Source organism: Streptomyces sp. NPDC056480 (assembly GCF_042795405.1).
In the GTDB taxonomy this organism is placed as follows: Bacteria; Actinomycetota; Actinomycetes; order Streptomycetales; family Streptomycetaceae; genus Streptomyces.
Map to the genome: position 1 here is coordinate 18,070 of NZ_JBHTSA010000063.1, position 23,596 is coordinate 41,665.

Annotated in this window: 18 protein-coding genes and 1 pseudogene; 8 read left to right on the forward strand and 11 right to left on the reverse strand. The window is 72.9% G+C overall.

Annotation, left to right across the window (positions count from 1 at the left end; translation table 11 throughout):
- The first annotated feature begins 1 nt into the window (after window position 1).
- Window positions 2-4,354 (forward strand): hypothetical protein, encoded by a 4,353-nt coding sequence (locus tag ACFQ79_RS25155; protein WP_383587153.1) that lies wholly within the window; start codon window positions 2-4, stop codon window positions 4,352-4,354.
- 15 nt (window positions 4,355-4,369) lie between these two features.
- Here ACFQ79_RS25155 and ACFQ79_RS25160 read toward each other — a convergent pair whose 3' ends face one another.
- Together ACFQ79_RS25160 and ACFQ79_RS25165 are read right to left on the reverse strand one after the other, a co-directional pair.
- Window positions 4,370-5,584, reverse strand: coding sequence for an acyl-CoA dehydrogenase family protein (locus ACFQ79_RS25160; RefSeq protein WP_383587156.1), 1,215 nt, complete (start codon window positions 5,582-5,584; stop codon window positions 4,370-4,372).
- 6 nt (window positions 5,585-5,590) lie between these two features.
- A complete protein-coding gene (locus ACFQ79_RS25165; RefSeq protein WP_383587159.1) occupies window positions 5,591-6,613 on the reverse strand; it encodes a phosphotransferase in 1,023 nt (340 codons plus the stop codon).
- Between the two features lie 131 nt (window positions 6,614-6,744).
- Between ACFQ79_RS25165 and ACFQ79_RS25170 the strand changes: the two genes are divergently transcribed.
- Window positions 6,745-8,064 (forward strand): enolase C-terminal domain-like protein, encoded by a 1,320-nt coding sequence (locus tag ACFQ79_RS25170; RefSeq protein WP_383587162.1) that lies wholly within the window; start codon window positions 6,745-6,747, stop codon window positions 8,062-8,064.
- Window positions 8,065-8,222: 158 nt separating this feature from the next.
- Here the strand turns inward: ACFQ79_RS25170 and ACFQ79_RS25175 are convergent, their stop codons facing one another.
- Window positions 8,223-9,152: an MBL fold metallo-hydrolase gene (locus ACFQ79_RS25175; RefSeq protein ID WP_383587165.1), complete on the reverse strand. Its 930-nt coding sequence runs from the start codon at window positions 9,150-9,152 to the stop codon at window positions 8,223-8,225.
- A gap of 95 nt (window positions 9,153-9,247) precedes the next feature.
- Between ACFQ79_RS25175 and ACFQ79_RS25180 the strand changes: the two are divergent.
- Window positions 9,248-10,179 (forward strand): annotated as a pseudogene (locus ACFQ79_RS25180) (NADP-dependent oxidoreductase).
- A gap of 30 nt (window positions 10,180-10,209) precedes the next feature.
- Here the strand turns inward: ACFQ79_RS25180 and ACFQ79_RS25185 are convergent.
- From ACFQ79_RS25185 to ACFQ79_RS25205, 5 genes are all read right to left on the reverse strand, one after another.
- The gene (locus tag ACFQ79_RS25185; protein ID WP_383587168.1) at window positions 10,210-10,536 is read right to left on the reverse strand and encodes a DUF202 domain-containing protein; all 327 of its coding nucleotides are present in this window, start codon (window positions 10,534-10,536) and stop codon (window positions 10,210-10,212) included.
- Window positions 10,533-10,928, reverse strand: a complete 396-nt coding sequence (locus ACFQ79_RS25190; RefSeq protein WP_073915163.1) for a YidH family protein — start codon at window positions 10,926-10,928, stop codon at window positions 10,533-10,535. Before ACFQ79_RS25190 ends, ACFQ79_RS25185 begins: the two co-directional genes overlap by 4 nt.
- A gap of 80 nt (window positions 10,929-11,008) precedes the next feature.
- A complete protein-coding gene (locus tag ACFQ79_RS25195) occupies window positions 11,009-11,542 on the reverse strand; it encodes an NUDIX hydrolase (protein ID WP_383587171.1) in 534 nt (177 codons plus the stop codon).
- Window positions 11,543-11,590: 48 nt separating this feature from the next.
- Entirely contained in the window at window positions 11,591-12,355 is a 765-nt protein-coding gene (locus ACFQ79_RS25200; protein ID WP_383587173.1) for a glucose 1-dehydrogenase, read from the reverse strand.
- Window positions 12,352-13,005 (reverse strand): TetR/AcrR family transcriptional regulator, encoded by a 654-nt coding sequence (locus ACFQ79_RS25205; protein ID WP_383587176.1) that lies wholly within the window; start codon window positions 13,003-13,005, stop codon window positions 12,352-12,354. The genes ACFQ79_RS25200 and ACFQ79_RS25205 overlap by 4 nt, the downstream gene beginning before the upstream one ends.
- A 107-nt stretch (window positions 13,006-13,112) precedes the next feature.
- Between ACFQ79_RS25205 and ACFQ79_RS25210 the strand changes: the two genes are divergently transcribed.
- The 3 genes from ACFQ79_RS25210 to ACFQ79_RS25220 are packed head-to-tail and all read left to right on the forward strand — an operon-like array spanning window position 13,113 to window position 18,588.
- The gene (locus tag ACFQ79_RS25210; RefSeq protein ID WP_383587179.1) at window positions 13,113-14,768 is read left to right on the forward strand and encodes an FAD-binding dehydrogenase; all 1,656 of its coding nucleotides are present in this window, start codon (window positions 13,113-13,115) and stop codon (window positions 14,766-14,768) included.
- Between the two features lie 32 nt (window positions 14,769-14,800).
- Entirely contained in the window at window positions 14,801-15,229 is a 429-nt protein-coding gene (locus tag ACFQ79_RS25215) for a hypothetical protein (RefSeq protein WP_383587182.1), read from the forward strand.
- Window positions 15,226-18,588, forward strand: coding sequence for a HEAT repeat domain-containing protein (locus ACFQ79_RS25220; RefSeq protein ID WP_383587186.1), 3,363 nt, complete (start codon window positions 15,226-15,228; stop codon window positions 18,586-18,588). The genes ACFQ79_RS25215 and ACFQ79_RS25220 overlap by 4 nt, the downstream gene beginning before the upstream one ends.
- On the opposite strand, the gene ACFQ79_RS25225 is transcribed toward ACFQ79_RS25220, so the two are convergent.
- From ACFQ79_RS25225 to ACFQ79_RS25235, 3 genes are read right to left on the reverse strand one after another with little or no spacing between them, the layout of a single operon-like run.
- Window positions 18,573-19,007, reverse strand: a complete 435-nt coding sequence (locus tag ACFQ79_RS25225; protein WP_383587188.1) for an ASCH domain-containing protein — start codon at window positions 19,005-19,007, stop codon at window positions 18,573-18,575. The genes ACFQ79_RS25220 and ACFQ79_RS25225 overlap by 16 nt on opposite strands.
- Window positions 19,008-19,062: 55 nt before the next feature.
- Window positions 19,063-20,460, reverse strand: coding sequence for a gluconate:H+ symporter (locus ACFQ79_RS25230; protein WP_383587191.1), 1,398 nt, complete (start codon window positions 20,458-20,460; stop codon window positions 19,063-19,065).
- Window positions 20,461-20,512: 52 nt separating this feature from the next.
- The gene (locus tag ACFQ79_RS25235) at window positions 20,513-21,040 is read right to left on the reverse strand and encodes a gluconokinase (protein WP_383587194.1); all 528 of its coding nucleotides are present in this window, start codon (window positions 21,038-21,040) and stop codon (window positions 20,513-20,515) included.
- 147 nt (window positions 21,041-21,187) lie between these two features.
- Here ACFQ79_RS25235 and ACFQ79_RS25240 point away from each other — a divergent pair, with 147 nt between their 5' ends.
- Together ACFQ79_RS25240 and ACFQ79_RS25245 are read left to right on the forward strand one after the other, a co-directional pair.
- Window positions 21,188-21,889 (forward strand): FadR/GntR family transcriptional regulator, encoded by a 702-nt coding sequence (locus tag ACFQ79_RS25240; protein ID WP_073915142.1) that lies wholly within the window; start codon window positions 21,188-21,190, stop codon window positions 21,887-21,889.
- 189 nt (window positions 21,890-22,078) lie between these two features.
- The gene (locus tag ACFQ79_RS25245; protein ID WP_383587198.1) at window positions 22,079-23,536 is read left to right on the forward strand and encodes an amino acid permease; all 1,458 of its coding nucleotides are present in this window, start codon (window positions 22,079-22,081) and stop codon (window positions 23,534-23,536) included.
- Window positions 23,537-23,596 lie beyond the last annotated feature (60 nt).

A 23,596-nucleotide genomic window follows, 5' to 3' on the forward strand; every position in this document is an offset into this window, starting at 1 on the left:
CGTGGACGGGGCGGGCGGGGCGGAATCGACGGACGGACGGGCGGCCATCGACCGCAGACTCGTCGTCGTGGGCACGGGCAGCTATCGGCACGCACCCGAACTCCCGCTGATGCCCGAGGAGTTACACGCCGCCGTCCGGCTCTTCGGCGGACTCGGCTACCGCGTCGACGAGCGGATCACCGACGAGGGACTCGCCGTCACCCGCGACCGCGTTCTCGACTGGGCCTACCGGACCGACGGCCCCGGCACCGCCGTCGTCCTCTACTGGACCGGGCACGGCGTCGACGGCACCGGCCGCCACTACCTGCTCTGCGCCGACAGCCACCCCGACCGGCTCGCCGGCACCGCGCTCGCCGCCGAGGACCTCACCCGTTACGTCCTCGAGTCCGGCGCCGAACGCGTCCTCCTCGTCATCGACACCTGCTGGGCCGGACAGGGCGGCACCGACGCGGCCGCCGCCGCCGAACAGCTGCGCGCCGCACTCCGGCAGGGCGCCGCCGACACCTGCGGCACCGGCCGCGCCGACGGGCGGCGACTGACCGACTTCGCCGTGATCGCCGTCGCCCGGGCCGGAGTACCCGCCTCCCCGATGGTCTTCGCCGCCGCCCTCGAGACCGCCCTCGCCCGGCTCTCCCTCTCCCTCAAGCAGCAGTACCTCTCCGTCGAACAGGTCGTCGACACCGTCAACGACGTCTACCGCGGCGCCGGGATACGCCAGACCGCCCGCGCCCACGTCGAGACCGAGGGCTACGCCTTCTTCTCCTTCGAGAACACCGGCTACCGCCCCGAGGCACGCCACGACGAGGGCGACGTCGCCGAACTCGCCGCCCGGCTCGGCCGCACCGGCCCCGAGGGCCTGCGCCGCCGCGCCGACCTGGAGAACCACTTCGCCCCGCGCGGACAGGGCTTCGAACACACCGTGCCCGGTCGCCGCGGCTCCTACTTCGTCGGCCGCGCCGCCGAACTCGACCGGATGGCCCACTGGCTGGCCCACGGTGACCGCGCCTGGGGCCGGGGACTGCTCGTCACCGGCGGCCCCGGCGTCGGCAAGTCCGCCCTCCTCGGCAAACTGCTCCTCCGCTCGGGCGGCCGCACGGCGGACGCCCCGGCCCTCACCGCCGTCCACGCCCGGCACCGCTTCCTCGAAGACCTGGTCGCCGCCGTGGCCGACGCCGCCGCGGTCACCGCAGACACCCCGCAGGCGCTCCTCGGGGCCCTCGCCGGCCGCCGGACCCCGCTGCACCTGATCATCGACGCCCTCGACGAGGCCGGCGAGGCCCACGGCGACGACACCGAGGCCCGCCGGATCGCGGCGGACCTGCTGTGCCCCCTGCTCCGCATCCCCTGCGTCCGCCTCCTCGTCGGCACGCGCCCCCACGTCGTCGACGCCTTCGGCGGCGAACCCGCCGTCCTCGACCTCGACGACTCCCGGGAGAGCAGCGCCGACGACGTCGCCGCCTACGCCCGCCGCCTGCTCCAGGCACCCGACGGGCCCGGCAGCCGCGGCCCGTACGACGACGAGGCCGCCGAGGCCGTCGCCCGCGAGATAGCCGCCAAGGCCCGCGGCAGCTTCCTCTCGGCCCGTATCGCCGCCCGCCACCTCGGCCGCGCGGCCCGCCCCGTCGACACCTCCGAACCCGGCTGGCACGCGCGCGTGCCCGAGGTCGGCGAGACCCCCGGCGTCACCTTCCTGCGGGTGCTGCGCCACCAGCTCGGCGCCGACCACGCCCGCGGCCTCCCCCTGCTCGCCGCCCTCGCCCTCGCCGAAGGCCCCGGTCTTCCCCCGGACGGCGTGTGGCGCGCGATCGCCGGGGCCTGCACGGCGGAGCCGGCCGGCCCCGGCTTCGTCTGGGAGGACATCGCCTGGCTGATCGGCGCCGCCGGCGAGCACCTCGTCGAGGAGCTCGACGCCGACGGGCGCGCGGTCTACCGGCTGTACCACCAGGCGTACGCCGACGCGCTGCGCGGCACGCTCGACCCGGCCGCCCGGAGCCGCGTCGCCCACGCGCTCGCCGCACTGGTCCCGGCGGGCCCGGACGGCCCCGACTGGGCCGCCGCACCCCCGTACGTCCGCCGCCATCTCGCCGAGCACGCCGAGGGGACAGAGCTGCTCGACACCCTGGCCCTCGACCCCGGGTACCTGCTCACCGCCCCGGTCTCCGCGCTCCAGCGGGTCCTGAACCGCGCCGGAACCGAACGCGCCCGCGCCGCCGCGCGGGCCGTCGGGCACTGCGCCGCCCTGCTGCACGCCGCCACCGAGCCCGCCACCCGCGCCGCCCAACTGCGCCTCTCGGCCTTCCAGTCCGGCGCGGAGGAACTGGCCGGGGCCATCCGGCTCCGCTACCCCCAGCTGTCCTGGGACACCGCGTGGGCGGAGGTGACACCCGTGCCGTACACCACCCTCGGCACCTTCGCGGGCGGCGTGCACGGCGCGGCCGTCGTCCCCGTGCACGGCCGTCCCGCCCTGGTGACCGCCGAGCGCGGGGGAACCGTACGGGCCTGGGACACCGAGGGCGGCGAACTCCTCGCCGAACTCCCCACCGCACTGGGCCGGATCACCGCCGTCCACGGCTGTGCCACGCGGCCCTGGGCCGCCCTCAGGACCGACGACCGGATCTGGGTCTGGGACGTGGAGAGCCGGGACCTCATCGGCGCCGTGCCCGTGCCGCCCCGGACGGTGGACCACGCGGTGACCGACATCGGCGGGGAGTGCCTGGTGGCGGCCCTCGACCGGGACGGCGAGGTCACGCTCGCGACCGCGTCGGGGGAGCGCCCGCCGCTCACCCTGCGCGCCGGCCGCCGTCGGGCGCTCCTGTGGCGTCCCTTCGACGGCGACCGTCTGGCCGTGGCGGAACACGAGGGGCGGCTCCGGGTGGCGGTGACCCGTGGGCACCGGTGGACCAACCGGATGCGCAAGGCGCGTCTGACGGTCTGGGACCTCGCCGACGCGCCCGCGGACACCCTGACCGTCGAGCGGAAGCGGCACCATACCCTGCGGGGACGGTACGTCGACGCTCTCGCCCTCCACCGGGACGCGGCCGCCGTGGCCACCTGGGGGCCGTCGTTCGGGACCTGGTCCACCGTCCGGCCCGACGGCCTTCGGGTCGTCGAGTGGTCCGGACGCCCCCACGGCGTCCCCCTGCTGATCGCCCCCGGTACCGGGCCGGTTTCCGGACCGGAGGCAGGCGCCGGGCCGGTGTGCCTCTCGGCGACCGCGTACGCGGTGACCGCCCGGGGCGCCGACGGCGCCGTCCTCGGCTGGACCCGCACCGACGCGCCCACGTCCCGCCTTCTCGCGGCCGGCCACGGCCCGGACGGGGTCCGGCTGGTCTCCCTGGGCTCCGACGCCTGGGCCGCCAAGGTCTGGCACCTCGGGCCGCCGCCCGAGGACGGCGAGAACCCGCACGACCCCGAGACGACCGTCCGGGTCGGGCTGAGCTCCGGCCGGCCCGTCGTGGTCGTCCAGGACGCCGACGGCACCCGCCTCCTGGACGGGGCGAGCGGCACCCTCCTGGACCGCCTGGCGGAGCGGGACGACGGACCGGCCGTCGACGTCCACCCGGGTGCCCCGGTCCTCCTCCGGGACCGGCTGGCGAAGAAGAGGCGTCATCGGAGACCGGTCGGGGTGAGGACCTGGACGAGCGGGCCGTCCACCTCCTTCCCCCCGACGCGCGGACTGTTCGGGGCCTTCCCGGTGCCGGGCGACGGCGAGCCCCGTTTCGTCGCCTGTACCGGCCTCCATGAGATCGCCGAGCGCCGGCTCGGCCTGTACGCGGTCGACGGCCGGCTGAAGGGCCTCCTGCAGATCGGGCTGTACGACGTGCGCTCGGTGCGGCTCGTGCCGGACGGCGCAAGGGTCTTCGCCGCCGTCGCCGGATACCGGAGCGAGAGTTCGGGCGGCAACGAGGAGGGTTCGCCGCCCCGGCCCTACCTGACGGTGCGCTCGCTCCCGGACGACACCGTCCGGTTCACCATGGAGCCGGCCTCGGTGGACTTCGTCCACGACCTGGGCCGGTGGCCGCGGGGCCCCGCCCTCGGGTACGTCACGAGCGACGGCGAACTCGCCGTCCGCACCCGCTTCCCCGCCTCGTTCGGGGTGCCTCCCGGAGAGCCGGACATCGTCCCGCGTCCCGACCGGGTCCGCGTCACCGCGCTCCGGCTGCAGACCAGGAAGGGCCGCCCCACGGTCCTGACCGCCGGTGCCGACGGGGTGCTGACGCTGTTCGCCGCCGACAATACGGAGGTCCTGCACCGGATCCACGTGGGCGGGGAGATCCTGGGCACGGACTGGATCGACGACGAACGGCTGTGCGTCCACACGGCGACGGGCATCCTCTGCCTGCGTCTGGGCTGAGGATGCCCGGGCCGGCTACAGGTACTTCTTCAGCTCCCGGCGCGCCAGCGAGCGCTGGTGCACCTCGTCCGGACCGTCCGCGAGCTTCAGGGTCCGCGCCGCCGCCCACAGTTCGGCCAGCGGGAAGTCCTGCGAGACCCCGCCCGCCCCGTGCGCCTGCACGGCCTTGTCGATGATGTCGACCACCGCGCGCGGGGTCGCGATCTTGATGGCCTGGATCTCGGTGTGCGCGCCCCGGTTGCCGACGGTGTCCATGAGCCAGGCCGTCTTGAGGACGAGGAGCCGCAGCTGCTCGATCTGCACCCGCGCGTCCGCGATCCAGTTCTGCACGACTCCCTGCTGGGCGAGCGTCTTGCCGAAGGCGGTACGGGAGACCGCCCGGCGGCACATCAGCTCGACGGCCCGCTCGGCCATGCCGATGAGCCGCATGCAGTGGTGGATGCGGCCGGGGCCGAGCCGGGCCTGCGCGATGGCGAAGCCGCCGCCCTCCTCGCCGATGAGGTGCGAGGCGGGGACGCGGACGTCGTCGAAGACCACCTCGGCGTGCCCGCCGTGGGAGTGGTCCTCGAAGCCGTACACCTGCATCGCGCGCCGCACCTCGACGCCGGGGGTGTCACGGGGCACGAGGATCATCGACTGCTGGCGGCGCGGGTCGGCGCCGTCGGGGTCGGTCTTGCCCATCACGATGAAGATCCTGCAGTCGGGGTTCATGGCCCCGGAGATGTACCACTTGCGTCCGGTGACGACGTACTCGTCGCCGTCCCGGCGGATCCGGGTCTCGATGTTGGTGGCGTCGGAGGAGGCGACCTCGGGCTCCGTCATCGCGAAGGCCGAGCGGATCTCGCCCGCGAGCAGCGGCTCCAGCCACTGCTTCTTCTGCGCCTCGTCGCCGAACTGGGCGAGCAGCTCCATGTTCCCGGTGTCGGGGGCGGCGCAGTTGAGGGCGGTGGGGGCCAGGTGCGGGCTGCGGCCGGTGATCTCGGCGAGCGGCGCGTACTGGAGGTTCGTCAGCCCGGCACCGTACTCCGCGTCCGGCAGGAAGAGGTTCCAGAGGCCCTGCCGCCTGGCCTCGGCCTTCAGCTCCTCGACGACCTGCGGGGTGTCCCACGGGGAGGCGAGCAGGGCGCGCTGCTCCTCTGCCGTCCGCTCGGCCGGGTACACGTGCTCGTCCATGAAGGCGAGAAGCCTCTCGCGGAGTTCCTCGGTGCGCGCGTCGTAGGCGAAGTCCATGGCGGTTCAGCCCTCCTGAAGGGTGGTCAGGCCGTGCTCGATGAAGACGGGGACGAGTTCGCCGATGCGGTCGAAGCCCGCGCCGACGGTCTGCCCGAGGGTCCAGCGGTAGTGGATGCCCTCCAGGATCACGGCGAGCTTGAACCAGGCGAAGGCGGTGTACCAGGCGAGGGCGGAGGTGTCGCGGCCCGAGCGGGCGGCGTAGCGCTCGACCAGTTCGGCGGCGGTCGGGTGCCCGGGGGCCGTGGCCGTGGTGGAGATGGGGGAGTCGGGCAGGTCGAGCGGCGTGCTGTACATGACGAGCAGACCGAGGTCGGTCAGCGGGTCGCCGAGGGTCGACATCTCCCAGTCGAGGACGGCCCGGATGCGGTCGTCCCCGTCGATGAGGACGTTGTCGAGCCGGTAGTCGCCGTGGATCACGGTGGGCGCCGGCGAGACGGGCAGCGCGCGGCCGAGGGCGGCGTGCAGCTCGTCGATCCCGGGAAGCTCACGGCCGCGCGAGGCGTCGAGCTGCTTGCCCCAGCGGCGCAGCTGCCGGTCGAGGAAGCCCTCGGGGCGCCCGAAGTCGGCGAGCCCGACGGCGGCCGGGTCCACGGCGTGCAGATCGACGAGGGTGTCGACCAGGCCGAGGGCGGCGGCGCGGGTGCGCTCGGGTCCGAGCGGGGCGAGCTCCGCCGCCGAGCGGTACGGCGTCCCGTCGACGAACTCCATGACGTAGAACGGCGCCCCGAGCACGGAGTCGTCCTCGCAGAGGAGCAGCGTCTCCGGCACGGGCACGTCCGTGGCGTGCAGGGCGCTGATGACCCGGTGCTCGCGGCGCATGTCGTGGGCGGTGGCGAGGACGTGGCCGAGCGGCGGCCGGCGGACGACCCAACGGCCCGTGCCGTCGGTCACGACGTACGTCAGGTTCGACCGGCCGCCTTCGATCAGCCGGGCTTCGAGGGGGCCGGACACCAGGCCGGGGCGCTCGCGGTCGAGGAAGCGGCGCAGCTGCTCGGGGTCGAGGCCTGGCGGCGGGGCGGAACTCATACGTGCGTACCTCCGGATCGGCTTCGGTCGGCGTTCATGATGACCGACCAGTCGGTATGTCGTCCAGGGGGAGTCGTGAAACCGTCCCGCACCCTCTGGTCATCGATCTCATCCATGAATAGGGTTCACATATGGATGCGAGCCTGATCGTCGACGAAGTCCGGCTGACTCCGATCCTCATCTCCGACCCGCCTCTCCTCAACGTCCAGGGGGTGCATCAGCCGTACACGCCCCGCCTCGTGGTCGAGGTGATCACCCGGGGCGGTGTGAGCGGTCTGGGGGAGACGTACGGCGACGGCGTCTACCTGGACCTGGCCCGCCCGCTGGCCGAGGCGCTCCCGGGGCGTCCGGTCGCGGATGTGAACGCCCTGTTCGCGCTTGCGGAGGCCACGGATCCGGGCCGAGGCTCCCGCTCCGGCACGGGTCGCGGCACGGGTCCCGGCACCGGCGACGAAGCCGGCGTCGACGCGAGCGGTCTGCGCGGTGTCCGTACCGCCGAGAAGCTGCGCCTCTCGGTCGTCTCCGCCTTCGAGACCGCGTGCCTCGACGCCCTCGGCAAGACCCTCGGCCTGCCCGTCCACGCCCTCCTCGGCGGCAAGGTCCGCGACTCCGTCGAGTTCAGCGCCTACCTCTTCTACCGCTGGGCCACCCATCCCGCCGGCGGCCCCGTCGACGACTGGGGCGCGGCCCTCGACCCCGCCGGCATCGTCGCCCAGGCCCGCCGCTTCGACCGTGCGTACGGCTTCCGGTCCTTCAAGCTCAAGGGCGGGGTGTTCGCACCGGACCAGGAGATCGCCGCGATCCGCGCGCTCGCCGAGGAGTTCCCGGGCCGTCCGCTCCGCCTCGACCCCAACGGCGCCTGGTCCGTGGAGACCTCCCTCGCCGTCGCGCGTGAACTCGCGGACGTGCTGGAGTACCTGGAGGACCCGGCGAGCGGCACCGGCGCGATGGCCGAGATCGCCGCCGGCACCGAGATCCCGCTCGCCACCAACATGTGCGTGACCACCTTCGAGGAGGTCCCGGAGGCCTTCGCGAAGGGGGCGGTACGGATCGTCCTCTGCGACCACCACTACTGGGGCGGTCTCGGGCGCACCCGCGAACTCGCCGCACTCTGCCGGACGTACGGCGTCGGGCTCTCCATGCACTCCAACACCCACCTGGGCATCAGCCTCGCCGCCATGACCCAGGTCGCCGCCACCCTGCCCGAACTCCACCACGCCTGCGACACCCACTACCCGTGGCAGACCGAGGACGTCGTCACCACCCGCCCCGTCTTCCGCGAGGGCCGCCTCACCGTCTCCGACGCCCCCGGCCTGGGCGTCGAACTGGACCGCGAGGCGCTCGCCGCCCTGCACCGCCGCTGGCGGGAGGACGACGGGAGGTACCGGGACCGCGACGACGCGGCGGCGATGCGGGCGGCGAACCCAGAGTGGCGGCCCCGCAGTCGGTAGCCGCGTGTGCCCACCCGTCCGCTGGTGCGGGACGGGTGGGCACACGGGACGGCGCCCTCGCGGGCGCCTCCGCCCGGTGCCGCCCCGTACCAGCGGGCCTCGCACCGAACAGGCCCGGCACCGAGGGGAACCGCACCAGGCCGCCGCCCGCCCAAGGGCTACGCGTGGCAGGCCACCGGCACGCCCCCGTTCATCGCCGCCATGTCCCCGAACACCGCCACCGGATCCAGCGGCGACCCCTCCGGCAGGCCCGCCAGCTCCGCGTACGCCCGGTGCAGGTTGGCCACCAGGCGCTCGCTCTCCCGCCACGCGGCGAACTCGCCGAGCTCCGCCCGCCGCGCCGTCTCCAGCGGCGTCGCCCCCTTCGCGTACCCCTCCGCCGCGATCTCCCGCACCCGGAGCAGGTACCGCTCGGTCGCGTCGTACGCCGAGGGGTCGGTCACCCGGCCGTGCCCCGGGACCACCGTCGGCGCGTCGAGCGAGCGCAGCAGGTCGAGCGCCCGCAGCGACCCGGCCAGCGAGCCCATCGGCAGGAACGGCGTCCCGCCGTGGAAGACCAGGTCGCCGGTGAAGACGATGCCCTGCTCGGGGAGGTGCACGATGGAGTCGCCCGTGGTGTGCGCGGGCCCCGGGTGGATCACCCGCACCTCGATCCCCCCGACGTACAGCGTCATGCGCTCGCGGTACGTGACGGACGGTGCCACGATGTCGATCTTCCCGAAGTCGGTCCGAGGCCACAGCAGATGGAGCTGGTGCCCGGCCGCGAGCTGCTCGCTCCGGCAGTTCTCGTGGCCGACGATCCGCGCCTCGGGCAGGAACACCCCGTTGCCGTAGGTGTGGTCGCCGTGGTGGTGGGTGGAGACGATCGTCCCCGGCAGTGGAAGGCCCGCCGCGAGGACCGCCTCCCGCAGCAGCCGCGCCCGGCGTTCGGTGGCGGCGGTGTCGACGAGCAGCGCCTCGCGCGCGTCGCCGAGGAAGCCGGCGTTGTTCAGACACCAGCCGCCGTCGGGCTGGAGGAAGGCGTGGACGTTCGGCGCGAGCGTGACCACGTGGGGAGCGTAGGCGTCGTGGGACTCGGTGGCAGACATAGGGATTCCCCCGGTTGAGAGGCATGAGCGCCCGATCGGACAGGGAAGAGTCTCCCCGGCTTGCGGGCCGGCAGAGCTGCGTCGAGGGTCGAAGCATGAAGGCGATCAGCTACCGCCGGTACGGCGGCCCCGAGGTCCTGGAGTACGGCGAGCTTCCCGACCCCAAGATCGGCCCCGACGCGGTGCTGGTCAGGGTGCGGGCCGCCGCGGTCAACCCGGTCGACTGGAAGTGCCAGGCCGGGTACCTCGACGGGATGATGGACGCGGTCTTCCCCGTGATCCCCGGCTGGGACGTCTCCGGTGTCGTCGTCCGGCCCGGGGTCTCCGTCACCGAGTTCGCCGAGGGCGACGAGGTCATGGGCTACGTCCGCGAGGACTTCCTCTCCCGGGGCACCTTCGCGGAGTACGTCGCCGCCCCCGTCCGTACCCTCGCCCGCAAGCCGCGCTCGGTCGGCTTCGAGGAGTCCGCGGCCCTTCCGCTCGCCGGCCTCACCGCCTACCAGGCGCTCCACCAGCCCCTCGCGGTCGGCCCCGGCGACACCGTCCTCGTGCACGCGGCGGCCGGCGGGGTCGGCTCCATGGGCGTGCAGATCGCCCGCCACCTCGGTTGCCGGGTCATCGGCGCGGCGCGGGAGGCGGGCCTCGAACGGGTCGCGGAGCTCGGCGCCGAACCGGTCGTGTACGACGAGGCGACCTTCGCCGACCAGGTCCGCACCCTCGCCCCGCAGGGCGTGGACGCCGTCCTCGACACCATCGGCGGACCGTTCCTGCGCATCTCCGCCGGGCTGCTCGCGACCGGCGGGCGGCTCGCCTCGATCGCCGACGGCGAGGTCCTGGCCCTCGGGGGCCGCTATTTCTGGGTCCGCCCCGACCCGGTCGACCTCGCGGCCCTCGCGGACCTCTGGTCGACGAAGGCGTGCTCTCCGTACGGGTGGCCAGGACGTTCCCCCTGGAACAGGCGGCGGACGCGCAGCGCGCCAACGCCGCGGGCGGCCTGAACGGCAAGGTCGTCGTCACCGTCCCCTGACCCGTCCCCCGGGGCACCGGCTCCGGCGGCTCACCAGATCATCGCCGCCCCGAAGACGGCGAGCGCGATCGTGCAGGAGGCCGCGAGCAGCGCGCCGCGGCGGGAGAGCGGCTGCGGCCTGGCCGGGCTCAGGGAGCGGATCCGGCGGTGGGCGACGGCCAGGAACCCGATCCACACGAGCGCCGACAGCGCGAGCCCGGTGATCCCCACGGCGGTGATCTCGTCGCTCACGGCCAGCTTGACGGCGAGCACCGCCACCACCGTGCACGACAGGGTCGTCCGCCGCCACGCGAGCCGGGTCCGCTCCGGCTGGAGCCCGGGATCACGCGCGTCCAGCCCGGAGGCGGCCTCCGTCACCGCCCCGCCCAGCCGAAGAGCACGACCACCACCATCGCGACCGCCACCACCGCCACGACCAGACTCAGCACCGCGGGGAAGCGGGACCCCGGCAGATCCTCGCCGCGCCGCATGGCCCGCTCGCAGCGCACCCAGTGGTTCACCGCCCGCAGCGCGCACAGCACCCCGGCCGCGAGCAGTGCGAGCGCGAGCCCGACCCGGACGCCCCAGCGCAGGTCCGGCAGGAACTGGTCGACGGCGAATCCGCCGCCGACCAGGGCGAGCGCGGTCCGGATCCAGGCCAGGAACGTCCGCTCGTTGGCGAGGGAGAACCGGTAGTCCGGGGTGTCTCCCTCGTCCCGGATCCGCTGCGGTGCGAACCACAGCCGCAGGCTCTGTACGAAATCGCTCACACGCGCACCCTAACGTTCGAGTGATCGGCCCGCCGGGCGCCCATGGGCGAGTGACCACCGGGCCCGGTCCGCGCGAGAGCTCAGTCCACCGGGCGCGTCCCGCCCGCCCCGTGTTCCCGCAGCCGCTCGTACGCCGCGAGCCCGTCCGGCACCCACGCCCAGTCGCCGAGCCGCGCCGCCAGCTCCTCCTCCGTCAGGAAGGAGTGCCAGGCGACCTCCTCCACCTGCGGGTTCACCGGCAGTTCGCACCGCACCTCGTAGACCGCCGACCACCACTTGCCGGCCACGCCCGCGGAGTCGTACAAGAACGTCAGGACGGGCTCGGGCCGGGGCAGGCCCCGTACCCCGAGCTCCTCCTCGGCCTCGCGCAGCGCGGCCTCGTCGTAGGACTCGCCCGCGCCGACGACCCCGCCGACGAACATGTCGTACATCGAAGGGAAGACCAGTTTCGTCGGCGTCCTGCGGTGCACGAAGATCCGGCCCTCGGCGTCCCGGACCCGGACGAAGACGCAGCGATGGATCAGGCCCCGCGCGTACACCTCACCGCGCGGGGCCTGCCCGATCACCCGGTCGTGCTCGTCGACGACATCGAGAATCTCTTCAGCGGCGCTCATCCCGCCATCCAAGCAAACCGCCCGGGCCGCGGGGCCGCGCCGCCCGGCTCACTGTCCCATCACGTACTTGACCGTCGGCCCGGTGGTCCAGCCGCCGTCCACCGCCAGCTCCGCGCCCGTCACGTACGAGGCGGCGTCCGACAGCAGGAAGACGACCGCCCCGGCGATCTCGTCGGCCTCGCCGACCCGGCCCATCGGCGTGTTCGGGTACCTGCCCTCACCGCGCTCGATGCCCACGGAGGCCGTCATCGGGGTGTACGTCATGCCCGGGTGGACCGAGTTGACGCGGATCCCCGCCGTGCCGAGCTCCACCGCGCCGATCTTCGTCAGCCCGCGCACACCCCACTTGGAGGCGCCGTAGCCGGCGGTCAGCGCCAGGCCCATCAGGCCCGCGGCCGAGGAGATGTTGACGATGGAGCCGCCGCCGGCCGCCTTCATCGCCGGTATCGCGGCCTTCATGCCGATGAAGACACCGGTCAGGTTGATGTCGAGGACCTTGCGGAAGTGCTCGACGGACTCGGTCTCCAGGAACGCGCCCGTGGAGATGCCCGCGTTGTTCACCAGGCCGTGCAGCCCGCCGAACTCCGCCACGGCGTACGCGACGGCCGCCGCCCAGTCCTCCTCCGAGGTCACGTCGTGGTGGAGGTACCGCGCCCGCTCGCCGAGCGCCTCGGCGGTCGCCCGGCCCTCCTCGTCGAGCACGTCGGTGACGACGACGTTCGCGCCGGCCGCGACCGCCTGCCGGGCGGCCTCCGCGCCGAGACCGCGGGCGCCGCCGGTGATGAGGACGGTCCTGCCGGTGAGGTCGTTCATGAAAGGTCCTTTCGGGGGAGATGCGCCTGCTCCGGCTGTGCGGCACGCAGCAGGGCGGTGGTGGTCTCGACGAGATCGGCGAGGAAGAGCGCCTCACCGGTCAGGGGTTCGGTGCCGTCGAGGTACTGCCTGGCCCGGTCCGCCATCGCCGCGCCCACCACGGTCAGCGCCAGGTCGAGGCGCTCCAGGAGCAGGGGCTCGGGCAGGCCGTCGGCGGCGAGCCGGTCCGCGATCCGCTCGATCAGACGCCAGTAGCCGGTGCCGGCGAGCGTCGGATGGGGGGTCCGGGTGCGCACGCCGCTCTCATGGCTGAGCTGCGCGGAGATCCGCAGGCACCGGCGGCCCCGGTCGGTGCGCAGCTCACTGGCCTCGGCGGCGACGAGGGCGCCGACCAGGGCGTGCGTCGCGTCGGGGGCGGCCGCGAGCAGCGGGGCGAGCACGCCCTCCGTACGGGCCTGCCGGCCGGCCATCACGGCGTCGACCAGCCCGGCGCGCGAGCCGAAGTGGTACTGCACCGCGGAGGGATTGGCCTGGCCCGCGCGGCTCACGATGTCCCGCAGCTGCGCGCCGTGGACGCCCTGGGCGGCGAAGAGCTCCTCCGCCGCGCGGATCAGTCTGTCCCGGGTCTCGGGCCCCGATGTCCTCGCCATGCATCCATATTAATGCTCACCATTAGAAAACGGGAGGGGGGGGTGGGAGTCGCGGCGGAACGGCGAAAAGGTTGACTCGATACATCCGTGTATCCAAGATGCGGTCCATGTCCTACGACGCAGATGTGATCGTGATCGGGGCGGGCCTCGCCGGCCTCGTCGCCACCGCCGAGCTGGTCGACGCCGGCCGCACCGTGATCCTCCTCGACCAGGAACCCGAACAGTCCCTCGGCGGCCAGGCCCACTGGTCCTTCGGCGGCCTCTTCCTCGTCGACTCGCCCGAGCAGCGCCGGATGCGCGTCAAGGACAGCCACGCCCTCGCCCTCCAGGACTGGTACGGCACCGCCGGCTTCGACCGGACCGAGGACCACTGGCCGAAGAAGTGGGCCGAGGCGTACGTCGACTTCGCCGCCGGCGAGAAGCGCTCCTGGCTCCACGCGCGCGGGGTGCGGTTCTTCCCCGTCGTCGGCTGGGCCGAGCGCGGCGGCTACGACGCCAACGGCCACGGCAACTCCGTCCCCCGCTTCCACATCACCTGGGGTACGGGCCCCGGCCTCGTCGCCCCCTTCGAGCGGAAGGTCCGCGAGGGCGTCGCCCGCGGCCTCGTCCAGCTCCGCTTCCGCCACCGGGTCACCGCACTCGGCCGCACCGCCGGAGCCGTCGACACCGTCACCGGCGAGATCCTGGAGCCCTCCGCGGCCGAGCGCGGCACCGCGAGCAGCCGGACGGCCACCGACGCGTTCGAACTGCGCGCCCAGGCCGTGATCGTCACCTCCGGCGGCATCGGCGGCAACCACGAGCTCGTCCGCGCCCAGTGGCCCGAGCGCCTGGGCACCCCGCCCGCCAAGCTGCTCTCCGGCGTCCCCGCCCACGTCGACGGCCTGATGCTCGGCATCGCCGAGAAGGCCGGCGCCCACCACATCAACCGCGACCGCATGTGGCACTACACCGAGGGCATCGAGAACTGGAACCCCATCTGGGCCAGGCACGGCATCCGCATCCTCCCCGGACCGTCCTCGCTCTGGCTGGACGCGACCGGCAAGCGGCTGCCCGTCCCGCTCTTCCCCGGCTTCGACACCCTCGGCACCCTCGAACACATCATGCGGACCGGCCACGACCACACCTGGTTCGTCCTCGACAAGCGGATCATCGGCAAGGAGTTCGCCCTCTCCGGCTCCGAACAGAACCCCGACCTCACCGGCAAGTCCGTCCGCGACGTGATCGGCCGCGCCCGGGCCGATGTGCCGGGCCCGGTCCAGGCGTTCATGGACAAGGGCGCCGACTTCGTCGTCGAGAACGACCTCCCGGCCCTCGTCCGCGGCATGAACGCGCTCACCGAGGAGCCCCTCATCGACGAGGACGCCCTCCGCCGGGAGATCACCGCCCGCGACCGCGAGATCGCCAACCCCTTCACCAAGGACCTCCAGGTCACGGCGATCAGGGGCGCCCGCAAGTACCTCGGCGACAAGCTGATCCGCACGGCCGCCCCGCACCGCATCCTCGATCCGAAGGCGGGCCCGCTGATCGCCGTCCGCCTCAACATCCTGACCCGCAAGTCCCTCGGCGGCCTGGAGACCGACCTCGACTCCCGCGTCCTCACGGAGGGCGGCGAACCCCTGGAAGGCGTGTACGCGGCGGGCGAGGCGGCCGGCTTCGGCGGCGGCGGGGTCCACGGCTACCGCTCCCTCGAAGGCACCTTCCTCGGCGGCTGCATCTTCTCGGGCCGCGCGGCGGGCAGGGCGGCGGCCAAGGCGGTGAGCTGACGGAGGGCTCCCCGCCGGGGCAAGATGACGGTGTGACAAAACGTGTGATGCTCCTCGCCGTTGGCGGGTTCCTGGCGCTGGGCGGCCTGGCGGCCTTCCTCGTCCTCCAGGGCCTGGACGCCGCCGACAAGTGGAGCAGCGTCCTGAGCCTGTTCTTCACGGTGGCGGGCTTCGCGCTGACCGCGGTGGGCCTGCTCAACCGCCCCTCCGCCCAGTCGGCGGACCGGGCCGCGACCGGGGGATCGCTGCACCAGATCAGGAACGTCACGGGGGACGTGGTGATCAGGACCGGCGGCGGTACGGGCACCCCGCCGACCCCCACCACCCCCGCCACCCCCACGGAGGGGCAGGGCGGCGGAACGCAGTCGGCCCACGGAGCCAGGACGGCGGGGGACCTGCACCAGATCGACGGAGTGGGCGGCTCGGTCCGCGTCGAACCGCCGACGTCCTCGACGCCGTGAGGGGTCTCTTCAAGCGCTGGACGGCGCGCCAGTCGGCGCCGGGAGCCACCGTCCAGGGCCCCCTCACCCAGATCAGCGGCGTCCGGGGCGATGTCCACGTCACGCTCGCACCCGTCCCGCCCCAGCACGGATCACCGGAGATCGAGTCGGCCCGCGAGGCCTACGCCACCCGCGTCCGCCAGCGCTACGGCCGCCTCGACCTGGAGGTCCTCACCCCCCTCCGGGAACAGGACGAGCGCCCGGTCCTGCACCTGCGGGACGTCTTCGTCCCCCAGTCCGTACGGGCCGACCCGCCGCCCGTGGAACTGCCCCAGGAGCTCCTGCGCCGCCTCATGGACCCGGCCGAGGCCGAGCTCCACGACCTGCCGCCCGGCATCGACCGGGAGACGGTCGACCGCGTCCGCCGCGCCTACCAGGAGCGGCCGCCGCTGCCCGTGCTCGACGTCCTGACCCGGCCCGAGCACGACCGTGTGGTCCTGCTCGGCCACCCGGGCTCCGGCAAGTCCACCCTCGCCCGCTACCTGGCACTCGTCCTCACCTCCCCCGAGCCCCCTCCGGGCCTCGCGGCACTGCACGGCACCCTCCCGCTGATCGTCGAACTCCGCGAGTACGCGCAGCCGGCCTGGCGCGAGCGGACCTTCGAGGACTTCCTGGCCCACCAGTACGCGACGGAGGGCCTCGGACTGCCGCCGGAGACGCTGGCCGCGCTCCTGGCGGGGGAGGGCCCGTACTCCGCCCTCATCGTCTTCGACGGCCTCGACGAGCTCTTCGAGGGGGACATCAGGGACGCGGTCACCCGCCGCATCGCGGGCTTCGCCGCCCGCCACCCGCGGGCCAGGATCGTCGTCACCTCACGCGGTTACGGCTACCAGCGGGCCGTCCTGGACGGCGCGGGCTTCACCGACTTCATGCTCCAGGACCTCGACCGGGAACAGATCGGCGCGTTCGCGGGGCAGTGGTTCGCGCTGGCGTGCCCGGACGACCCGGACCAGGCCCGGCGGCTGGTCGAACGCGTCACGACGGCCGTCGACGCGTCGACCTCGGTCCGGGAGCTCGCGGGCAACCCGCTGATCCTCACCATCCTGGCGATCATCGGCCGCCGCCGCGAACTCCCGCGCGACCGGCGGACGGTGTACGAGCACGCCGTCGACGTCCTGGTGGAGCACTGGGATCCCAGCAAGTACCTGAAGGACCGCCAGGTCGAGGAGCACCTCCCGTACCTCGGCCCCGAGGACAAACGCGAACTCCTGCGCCTCATCGCGCGCCAGATGCAGGAGGGCCAGGGCGGCATCTCCGGCAACCACATCGCCGGCCCGGACCTCCTCAGGAGCTTCGAGGAGTACGTGAAGGACCGCTACGCCCTCCCGCCGGACCGCGCGGCGACGGCGGCCCGCGTGATGCTGGACCAGTTCCGCCACCGCAACTTCATCCTGAGCCGCTACGGCGGCGAGATCTACGGCTTCGTCCACCGCACGTTCCTGGAGTACCTGGCGGCGACGGACCTGGCGCACCGCTTCAACCACGAACGAAGCCTGTCGGAGGAGGACCTCCAGGACCTCTTCGCTGCGAAGCTCCACGACCCGACGTGGCACGAGATCCTGCTGTTGCTGGTGGGCCTGCTGGACGAGCGGTTCGTGGCGGGGGTGATCGACCGGTTGCTTGCGCCGCGCGCGATCGCGGTACCGCTGGGGTCCCGAGTCGACGACGCGTTCGCCGAAGTGGCCTTCGTGGCCCGCTGTCTGGCCGAGGTGCGCCGACCGGGGGCGCTGGCCGCGCAGAGCGCGGCCACGGTCCGGACGGTGGTCCGGCTGTTCGAGTTCGCCAGGGTGCTGGGCGTGCCCGTCTTCTACCCCTACGCACATGTGGAGTCCCTGGGCCCGGCGCTGGCGGCCCTCGGCGACCGCTGGACGGGCAGGGAGGCGTACGCGCGCTGGCACGAGGGATGGAGGCTTGACGAGGGGTCCTTCGGCGACTGGTCCCTCTCGCTGAACTCGACGGACCAGCTCGCCACGAACATCCTCCTGTGCCTCCGGGGCGGGGGAGAGCTGCCCCGCGCGGCCTACCTCGCGGAGACCGTCATGACCGGTGACAGCACGATGGCGAGACTCGGCGCCGCCCGCCTGCTCGTCCGCTCGACGGGCCGTGAGCCGGCGACCATGGAACTGGTGGACCGTTGTCTGCGCGAGGGCACGAGCGGCGAGGTGCGGTCGGCCCTGCTGGGACACCTGGCGTTCGTCGAGGACGTCGACCCGGACTGGGTGGTCCGGCTCGCCCTCGAGCAGCTGGCGGACGACGACCTGCGGGTGCGGCTCGCGGCACTCCAGTGCCTGCAGGGCCGCCGGACCGACAGCCCGGAGGCACGTGCCGAGATCGCCCGACTGATCGACGACCCCGACCCCTTCGTCCGCCGACATGCCGTGCGCCCGCTCGTCGCGCATGCCGAGGACGGAGCACGGGCGGCGGAATTCCTGCGGGAGGCTCTCGCCGACCCCGATCCCGCACTCCGTGCCATGGCGCTGTCCGCCGTGGTGGAGAGGGCCGGCGACGAGCCGGCCGTCCGCGCGCTCGTCCAGGAGCGGATGAGGAACGACGAGAGCCCCGAGGTCGTGGCCGCGGCGGTCGACGCCGTCCGGGAGATCGGCTCCGACGCCTCCGACACCCACGCGCTCCTGCACGAGCTCTCCGGTCACCCGGACCCCGCGGTGCGCAGGGCGGTCCTCCGCTGCCTGGCCGAGGGCTGCACCCTGGACGGGTCGTCCGTGGAGTTGCTCTCCCGCAGGCTGGCGCAGGACGAGTCCCGCTGGGTCCGGGAGACCGCGCTCCGGCTCTTCATGACGCACGTCGCGGACGACGCGGCGGTCGGGGACGTCCTGCTCGACCGGGTGCGGAACGATCCGAGCGCCTCGGTCCAGAACCAGGCCCTGACGGGGCTCGTGGAGCTGGATCACGCGCTCGCCCGGGACCTGGTCGTCGACCGGGCCCGGACCCACCCCGACGAGGAGGGCCGGAGGGCGGCCTTCGTCCACCTGCTGGCCACCTACGCGGACGACGCCGAGGCGGTGCGCCTGGTCCTCGACCGGGCCGTGCACGACGAGCACGGCGGCACACGGTTCGCCGCCCTGGACATTCTCCGGGCGCTGAGCTCCGGTCCCGAACTCGCGGCCGTCACACAGGACCGATTCGTCCACGACACCGACCCCTCGGTGCAGCTCATCGCGCTGCGCATCCTCGCAGACCTCCGCCGCGACGATCCCGAGCTCCTCCCGCTCCTCCACCGGGCGACCGATTCCGAGGACCGGAGGATCCGCGACCTCGCCGCCGCCCTCCTCGCCGTCCTCGCCCGTCAGCCGTCGAGCTGAATCGCCTCCACCACCCTGAACCGCTCCACCACCAGCATCGTCGAGTCGTCCACCACGAACCCCGGGTCCCCCAGCCCCTCCCGCATCTCCGCGCTGTGCCAGAAGCGTTCGTGCGCCTCGCGCCAGTCCGCGACCGACAGGAAGCCCTCGCCCTCGTCGAGCGCGAGCCGCAGGTCCGCGCTGCCCAGCGGCAGGACCTCGACCTCCGTGATCTCGACGACCGCCACCTCGCGACCGTCCGAGTCGATGAGCGCCGACCGCTCGCCCGCCTCCGGCAGTTCCTCGTTCTCGACCTCGTACTCCACGAGGAGCCCCGTCGTGGCGGTCTTCTCGCCGGAGAGGACCGCCGCGACGAGCCGGTCCCGCAGGGGGCCGGGGAAGGCGAGGAGGAAGGGCTTCAGCGCGTGAGGGCCGGTCATGGCCGACAGTCTGTCAGCCACGACCGGCCCTCGGAGCCGTATCGGAGGCGCCGGGCTACAACACCAGCGACAGCAGCAGCACGAAGCCGATGCCCACGACCGAGATGATCGTCTCCATCACCGACCAGGTCTTGATCGTCTGGCCGACGCTCATGCCGAAGTACTCCTTCACCAGCCAGAACCCGGCGTCGTTGACGTGGCTGAAGAAGAGCGAACCCGCGCCGATCGCGAGGACGAGCAGCGCCGTCTCGGTCGTCGACATGCCCGCCGCCAGCGGAGCCACGAGCCCCGCCGCCGAGATCGTCGCCACCGTCGCGGAACCCGTCGCCAGCCGGATCGCGACGGCGATCAGCCAGGCGAGCAGCAGGGCCGGGATGGACCAGTTCTCGGAGAAGTCCAGGATCATCTGGCCGACGCCGATGTCGATCAGGGTCTGCTTGAAGCCGCCGCCCGCTCCGACGATCAGCAGCACGCCCGCGATCGGGGCGAGCGACTTCTCGACGGTCGTGGACAGCCGCTCCTTGGTGAAGCCGGCCGCGCGGCCCAAGGTGAACATGCCGACGATGACGGCCGCGAGCAGCGCGATCAGCGGGGAGCCGATGACGTCGGTGACCTTCTGGACGCCGTTCTGCGGGTCGTCGACGACGATGTCGACGAGCGCCTTCACCAGCATGAGGACGACGGGCAGCATCACGGTCGCGACGGTGACGCCGAAGCCGGGGCGCTTCTCGAGGTCTTCGGAGGGACGCGGGGGGATCATGTTCTCGGGGGCCGGGATGTCGACCCAGCGGGCCGCGTACCGGGAGAACAGCGGACCGGCGATGATCACGGTCGGTATCGCGACGACGAGGCCGAGGGCCAGGGTGACGCCCAGGTTGGCGCCGACCGCGTCGATCGCGACGAGCGGGCCGGGGTGCGGCGGGATGAGGCCGTGCATCACGGAGAGGCCGGCGAGGGCCGGGATGCCGATCCGCATCAGGGAGTAGTTGCCGCGCTTGGCGACGAGCAGCACCACCGGGATCAGCAGCACGATGCCGACCTCGAAGAAGAGCGGCAGACCGATCACCGAGGCGATCAGGACCATGGCCCAGGGCATCGCCCGGCCGCTCGCCTTCGCGAGGATGGTGTCGACGATCTGGTCGGCGCCCCCCGAGTCGGCGAGCAGCTTGCCGAGGATCGCGCCGAGGGCGATCAGGACGCCCACGCCGGCGACGGTGTTGCCGAGGCCGGTGGTGAACGACTTGATGGTGTCCGCGAGCGGCGCACCGGCGAACGCGCCGAGGGCGAGCGAGCCGATGGTCAGTGCCAGGAACGCGTGCAGCTTGAACTTGGTGATGAGCACGACGATGACGGCGATGCCGGCGAGTACGGCGATGCCGAGCTGGGCGTTGCCTGCCGAGGTGATCGGTTCGGCGGCGTCCGCTGCCAGGATCTCGACGCTGAGACTGGTCACGGTGGTGTCCTTCGTACGAGCGGGGGAACGGGGGACGGGGGCGGGGAGGGGATCAGCCGGCGAGGGCGCGCAGCGCGGCGGCGGCCCGGGCGGCGATCTCCTCGGGGGTGCCGGAGACGTCGACGGCGACGCCGGCCTCGTCCTCCTGCAGCGGCTGCAGGGTGGCGAACTGGGAGTCGAGGAGCGCCGTCGGCATGAAGTGGCCCTTGCGGGCTCCCATGCGCTGCTCGATCAGCTCCCGGTCACCGGTCAGATGAAGGAAGACCACACCGGGGGCCGCGGCGCGGAGCCGGTCCCGGTAGCTGCGCTTCAGAGCGGAGCTGCTCACCACACCGCCGAGCCCGGCCCGGTCGTGCGCCCAGGAGCCGATGGCGTCCAGCCAGGGCTCGCGGTCGCTGTCGTCCAGGGGTGTGCCGGCCGACATCTTGGCCACGTTGGCCGCCGGGTGGAAGTCGTCGCCCTCGGCGTAGGGAAGGCCGAGGGCCTCGGCGACCAGCGGACCGATCGTGGTCTTGCCGGTCCCGGCGACGCCCATCACGACGACGACCGTCCTCGTCCCGGGCTGGGGGGTGGTGCTCATGGGTGGTGCCTCGCTGTCTTCTTCGACATCGATCCGTCGCGCCCATGAAACCCATTGGGTACGACGTATTCAAGAGGCTGTGACATAAAAGTAGTACTTTTAATTCCCGATGTGATCATCCGCGCGAGCGCGCATAGGCTTGCCACCATGACGACACCGGCCCAGGGGCTCCACTCGCAGGTCCTCGCCACCCTGGGTCTCGCGATCACCGCGGGGGAGTACCCGCCCGGCACCGTGCTGCGCACCGACGAGCTCGCCCAGCGCTTCGACGTGTCCCGGACCGTGGTCCGTGAGGTCGTCCGCGTCCTGGAGTCCATGCACCTCGTGGAGTCCCGCCGCCGCGTCGGCGTGACCGTCCTCCCCATCGCCGGCTGGAACGTGTACGACCCCCAGGTCATCCGCTGGCGCCTGGCCGGCGCCGACCGCCCCCGCCAGCTCCGCTCGCTCACCGTGCTCCGCTCGGCCGTCGAACCCGTCGCCGCCGGCCTGGCCGCCGAGAACGCCACCCCCGAGCAGTGCCGCGAGCTCACCGAGCACGCCCTCGGCATGGTCGCCACCTCGCGCGGCCGGCGCCTGGAGGAGTACCTCGTCCACGACATCGCCTTCCACCGCGTCGTGCTCAACGCCTCGGGGAACGAGATGTTCGCCCGCCTCGGCGACGTCGTCGCCGAGGTCCTCACCGGCCGCACCCATCACCACGTGATGTTCGAGGACCCCGACCCGGCCGCCGTCACCCTCCACGTCCAGGTCGCCGAGGCCGTACGGGAGCGGGACGCGGCCCGCGCCGAGGAGCTCACCCGGCAGATCGCGGTCGGCGCCCTCCAGGAACTGGACGTCCTCGCTCCGTAAGGCCCCGTCAAGGTGCCGTCAAGGTGCGGTCAAGCTCTGAACTAGCTCAAATATGGGCGTTCAGTGACATGCGCCACAGTCAGTTACCGCTCCTTGCCGTGAGGATGTGCGCTGGCCGTGCCGGGGTCACCCCCCCCCACCAGGCACGGCCGGGTACCGCACAGCCCCCTCACGAAGGCGAACAACTCCATGAGTGACCGCGTCACCGCGGCCGACCCGCTGTCCGCCGCCACGGCGAACCCGGCCGCCCCCCACGTCGACGCCGGCGACGCCGGATACCGCAAGGACCTCAAGTCCCGCCACATCAACATGATCGCCATCGGCGGCGCGATCGGCACCGGCCTCTTCCTGGGAGCCGGCGGCCGGATGTCCCAGGCGGGCCCCTCCCTCTTCATCGCGTACGCGGTCTGCGGCGTCTTCGCCTTCTTCGTCGTGCGGGCCCTCGGCGAGCTCGTGCTCTACCGCCCCTCGTCCGGCGCCTTCGTCTCCTACGCCCGTGAGTTCATGGGCGAGAAGGGCGCCTACACCGCCGGCTGGCTGTACTTCCTCAACTGGTCGACCACCGCCGTCGCCGACATCACCGCGGCCGCGACCTACGCCCACTTCTGGTCGATGTTCAGCGACGTCCCGCAGTGGATCCTCGCGCTCATCGCCCTCGCGGTCGTCCTCGCCGCCAACCTCATCTCCGTGAAGTACTTCGGCGAGATGGAGTTCTGGTTCGCGATCATCAAGGTCGGCGCCCTCGTCGCCTTCATGCTGATCGGCATCTTCCTCGTCGTGACCTCGCACGACGTCGGCGGCAGCACCCCGGGCCTCGCCAACATCACCGACAACGGCGGCATCTTCCCCAACGGCATGATGCCGATGCTGCTGCTCATCCAGGGCGTCGTCTTCGCCTACGCCTCGGTCGAGCTCTGCGGCGTCGCCGCCGGCGAGACCGAGAACCCCGAGAAGATCATGCCGAAGGCGATCAACTCGATCATGTGGCGCGTGGGCCTCTTCTACGTGGGCTCCGTCGTCCTGCTCGCGCTGATCCTCCCGTACACCGCGTACTCCGGCGACCAGAGCCCCTTCGTCACCGTCTTCGACAAGCTGGGCATCCCCGGCGCCGCCGGTGTGATGAACCTCGTCGTCCTCACGGCCGCGCTCTCCAGCCTCAACTCGGGCCTCTACTCCACCGGCCGCATCCTGCGCTCCATGTCGCTCTCCGGCTCCGCGCCGAAGTTCACCGGCGTCATGAACAAGGGCGGCGTCCCCTACGGCGGCATCCTGCTCACCGCCGCCTTCGGCGTCATGGGCGTCGCGCTCAACTACGTGATGCCCGGCGAGGCCTTCGAACTGGTCCTCAACTTCGCCTCCATCGGCATCATCGGCACCTGGGCCATGATCATGGTCTGCTCGCTGCTGTTCTGGCGCAACGCCCAGGAGGGCAAGCTGACCCGCCCCGGCTACAACCTGCCCTGGGCCCCGTACACCCAGATCGTGACCCTCGTCTTCCTCGGCTCCGTCCTCGTCCTCATGTGGATGGACGGCGGCATCAGCCGCACCACCGTCAACTGCCTGCCGCTCATCGCGGCGGCCCTCGTCGGCGGCTGGTTCCTCGTCCGCAAGCGGGTCCGTACGACCGCCGCCGCGCACCGCGACTGACCTCCCCCCACGGGAACGGAGCGGCCCCCGCAGGCATGGCCTGCGGGGGTCTCGCCTTTT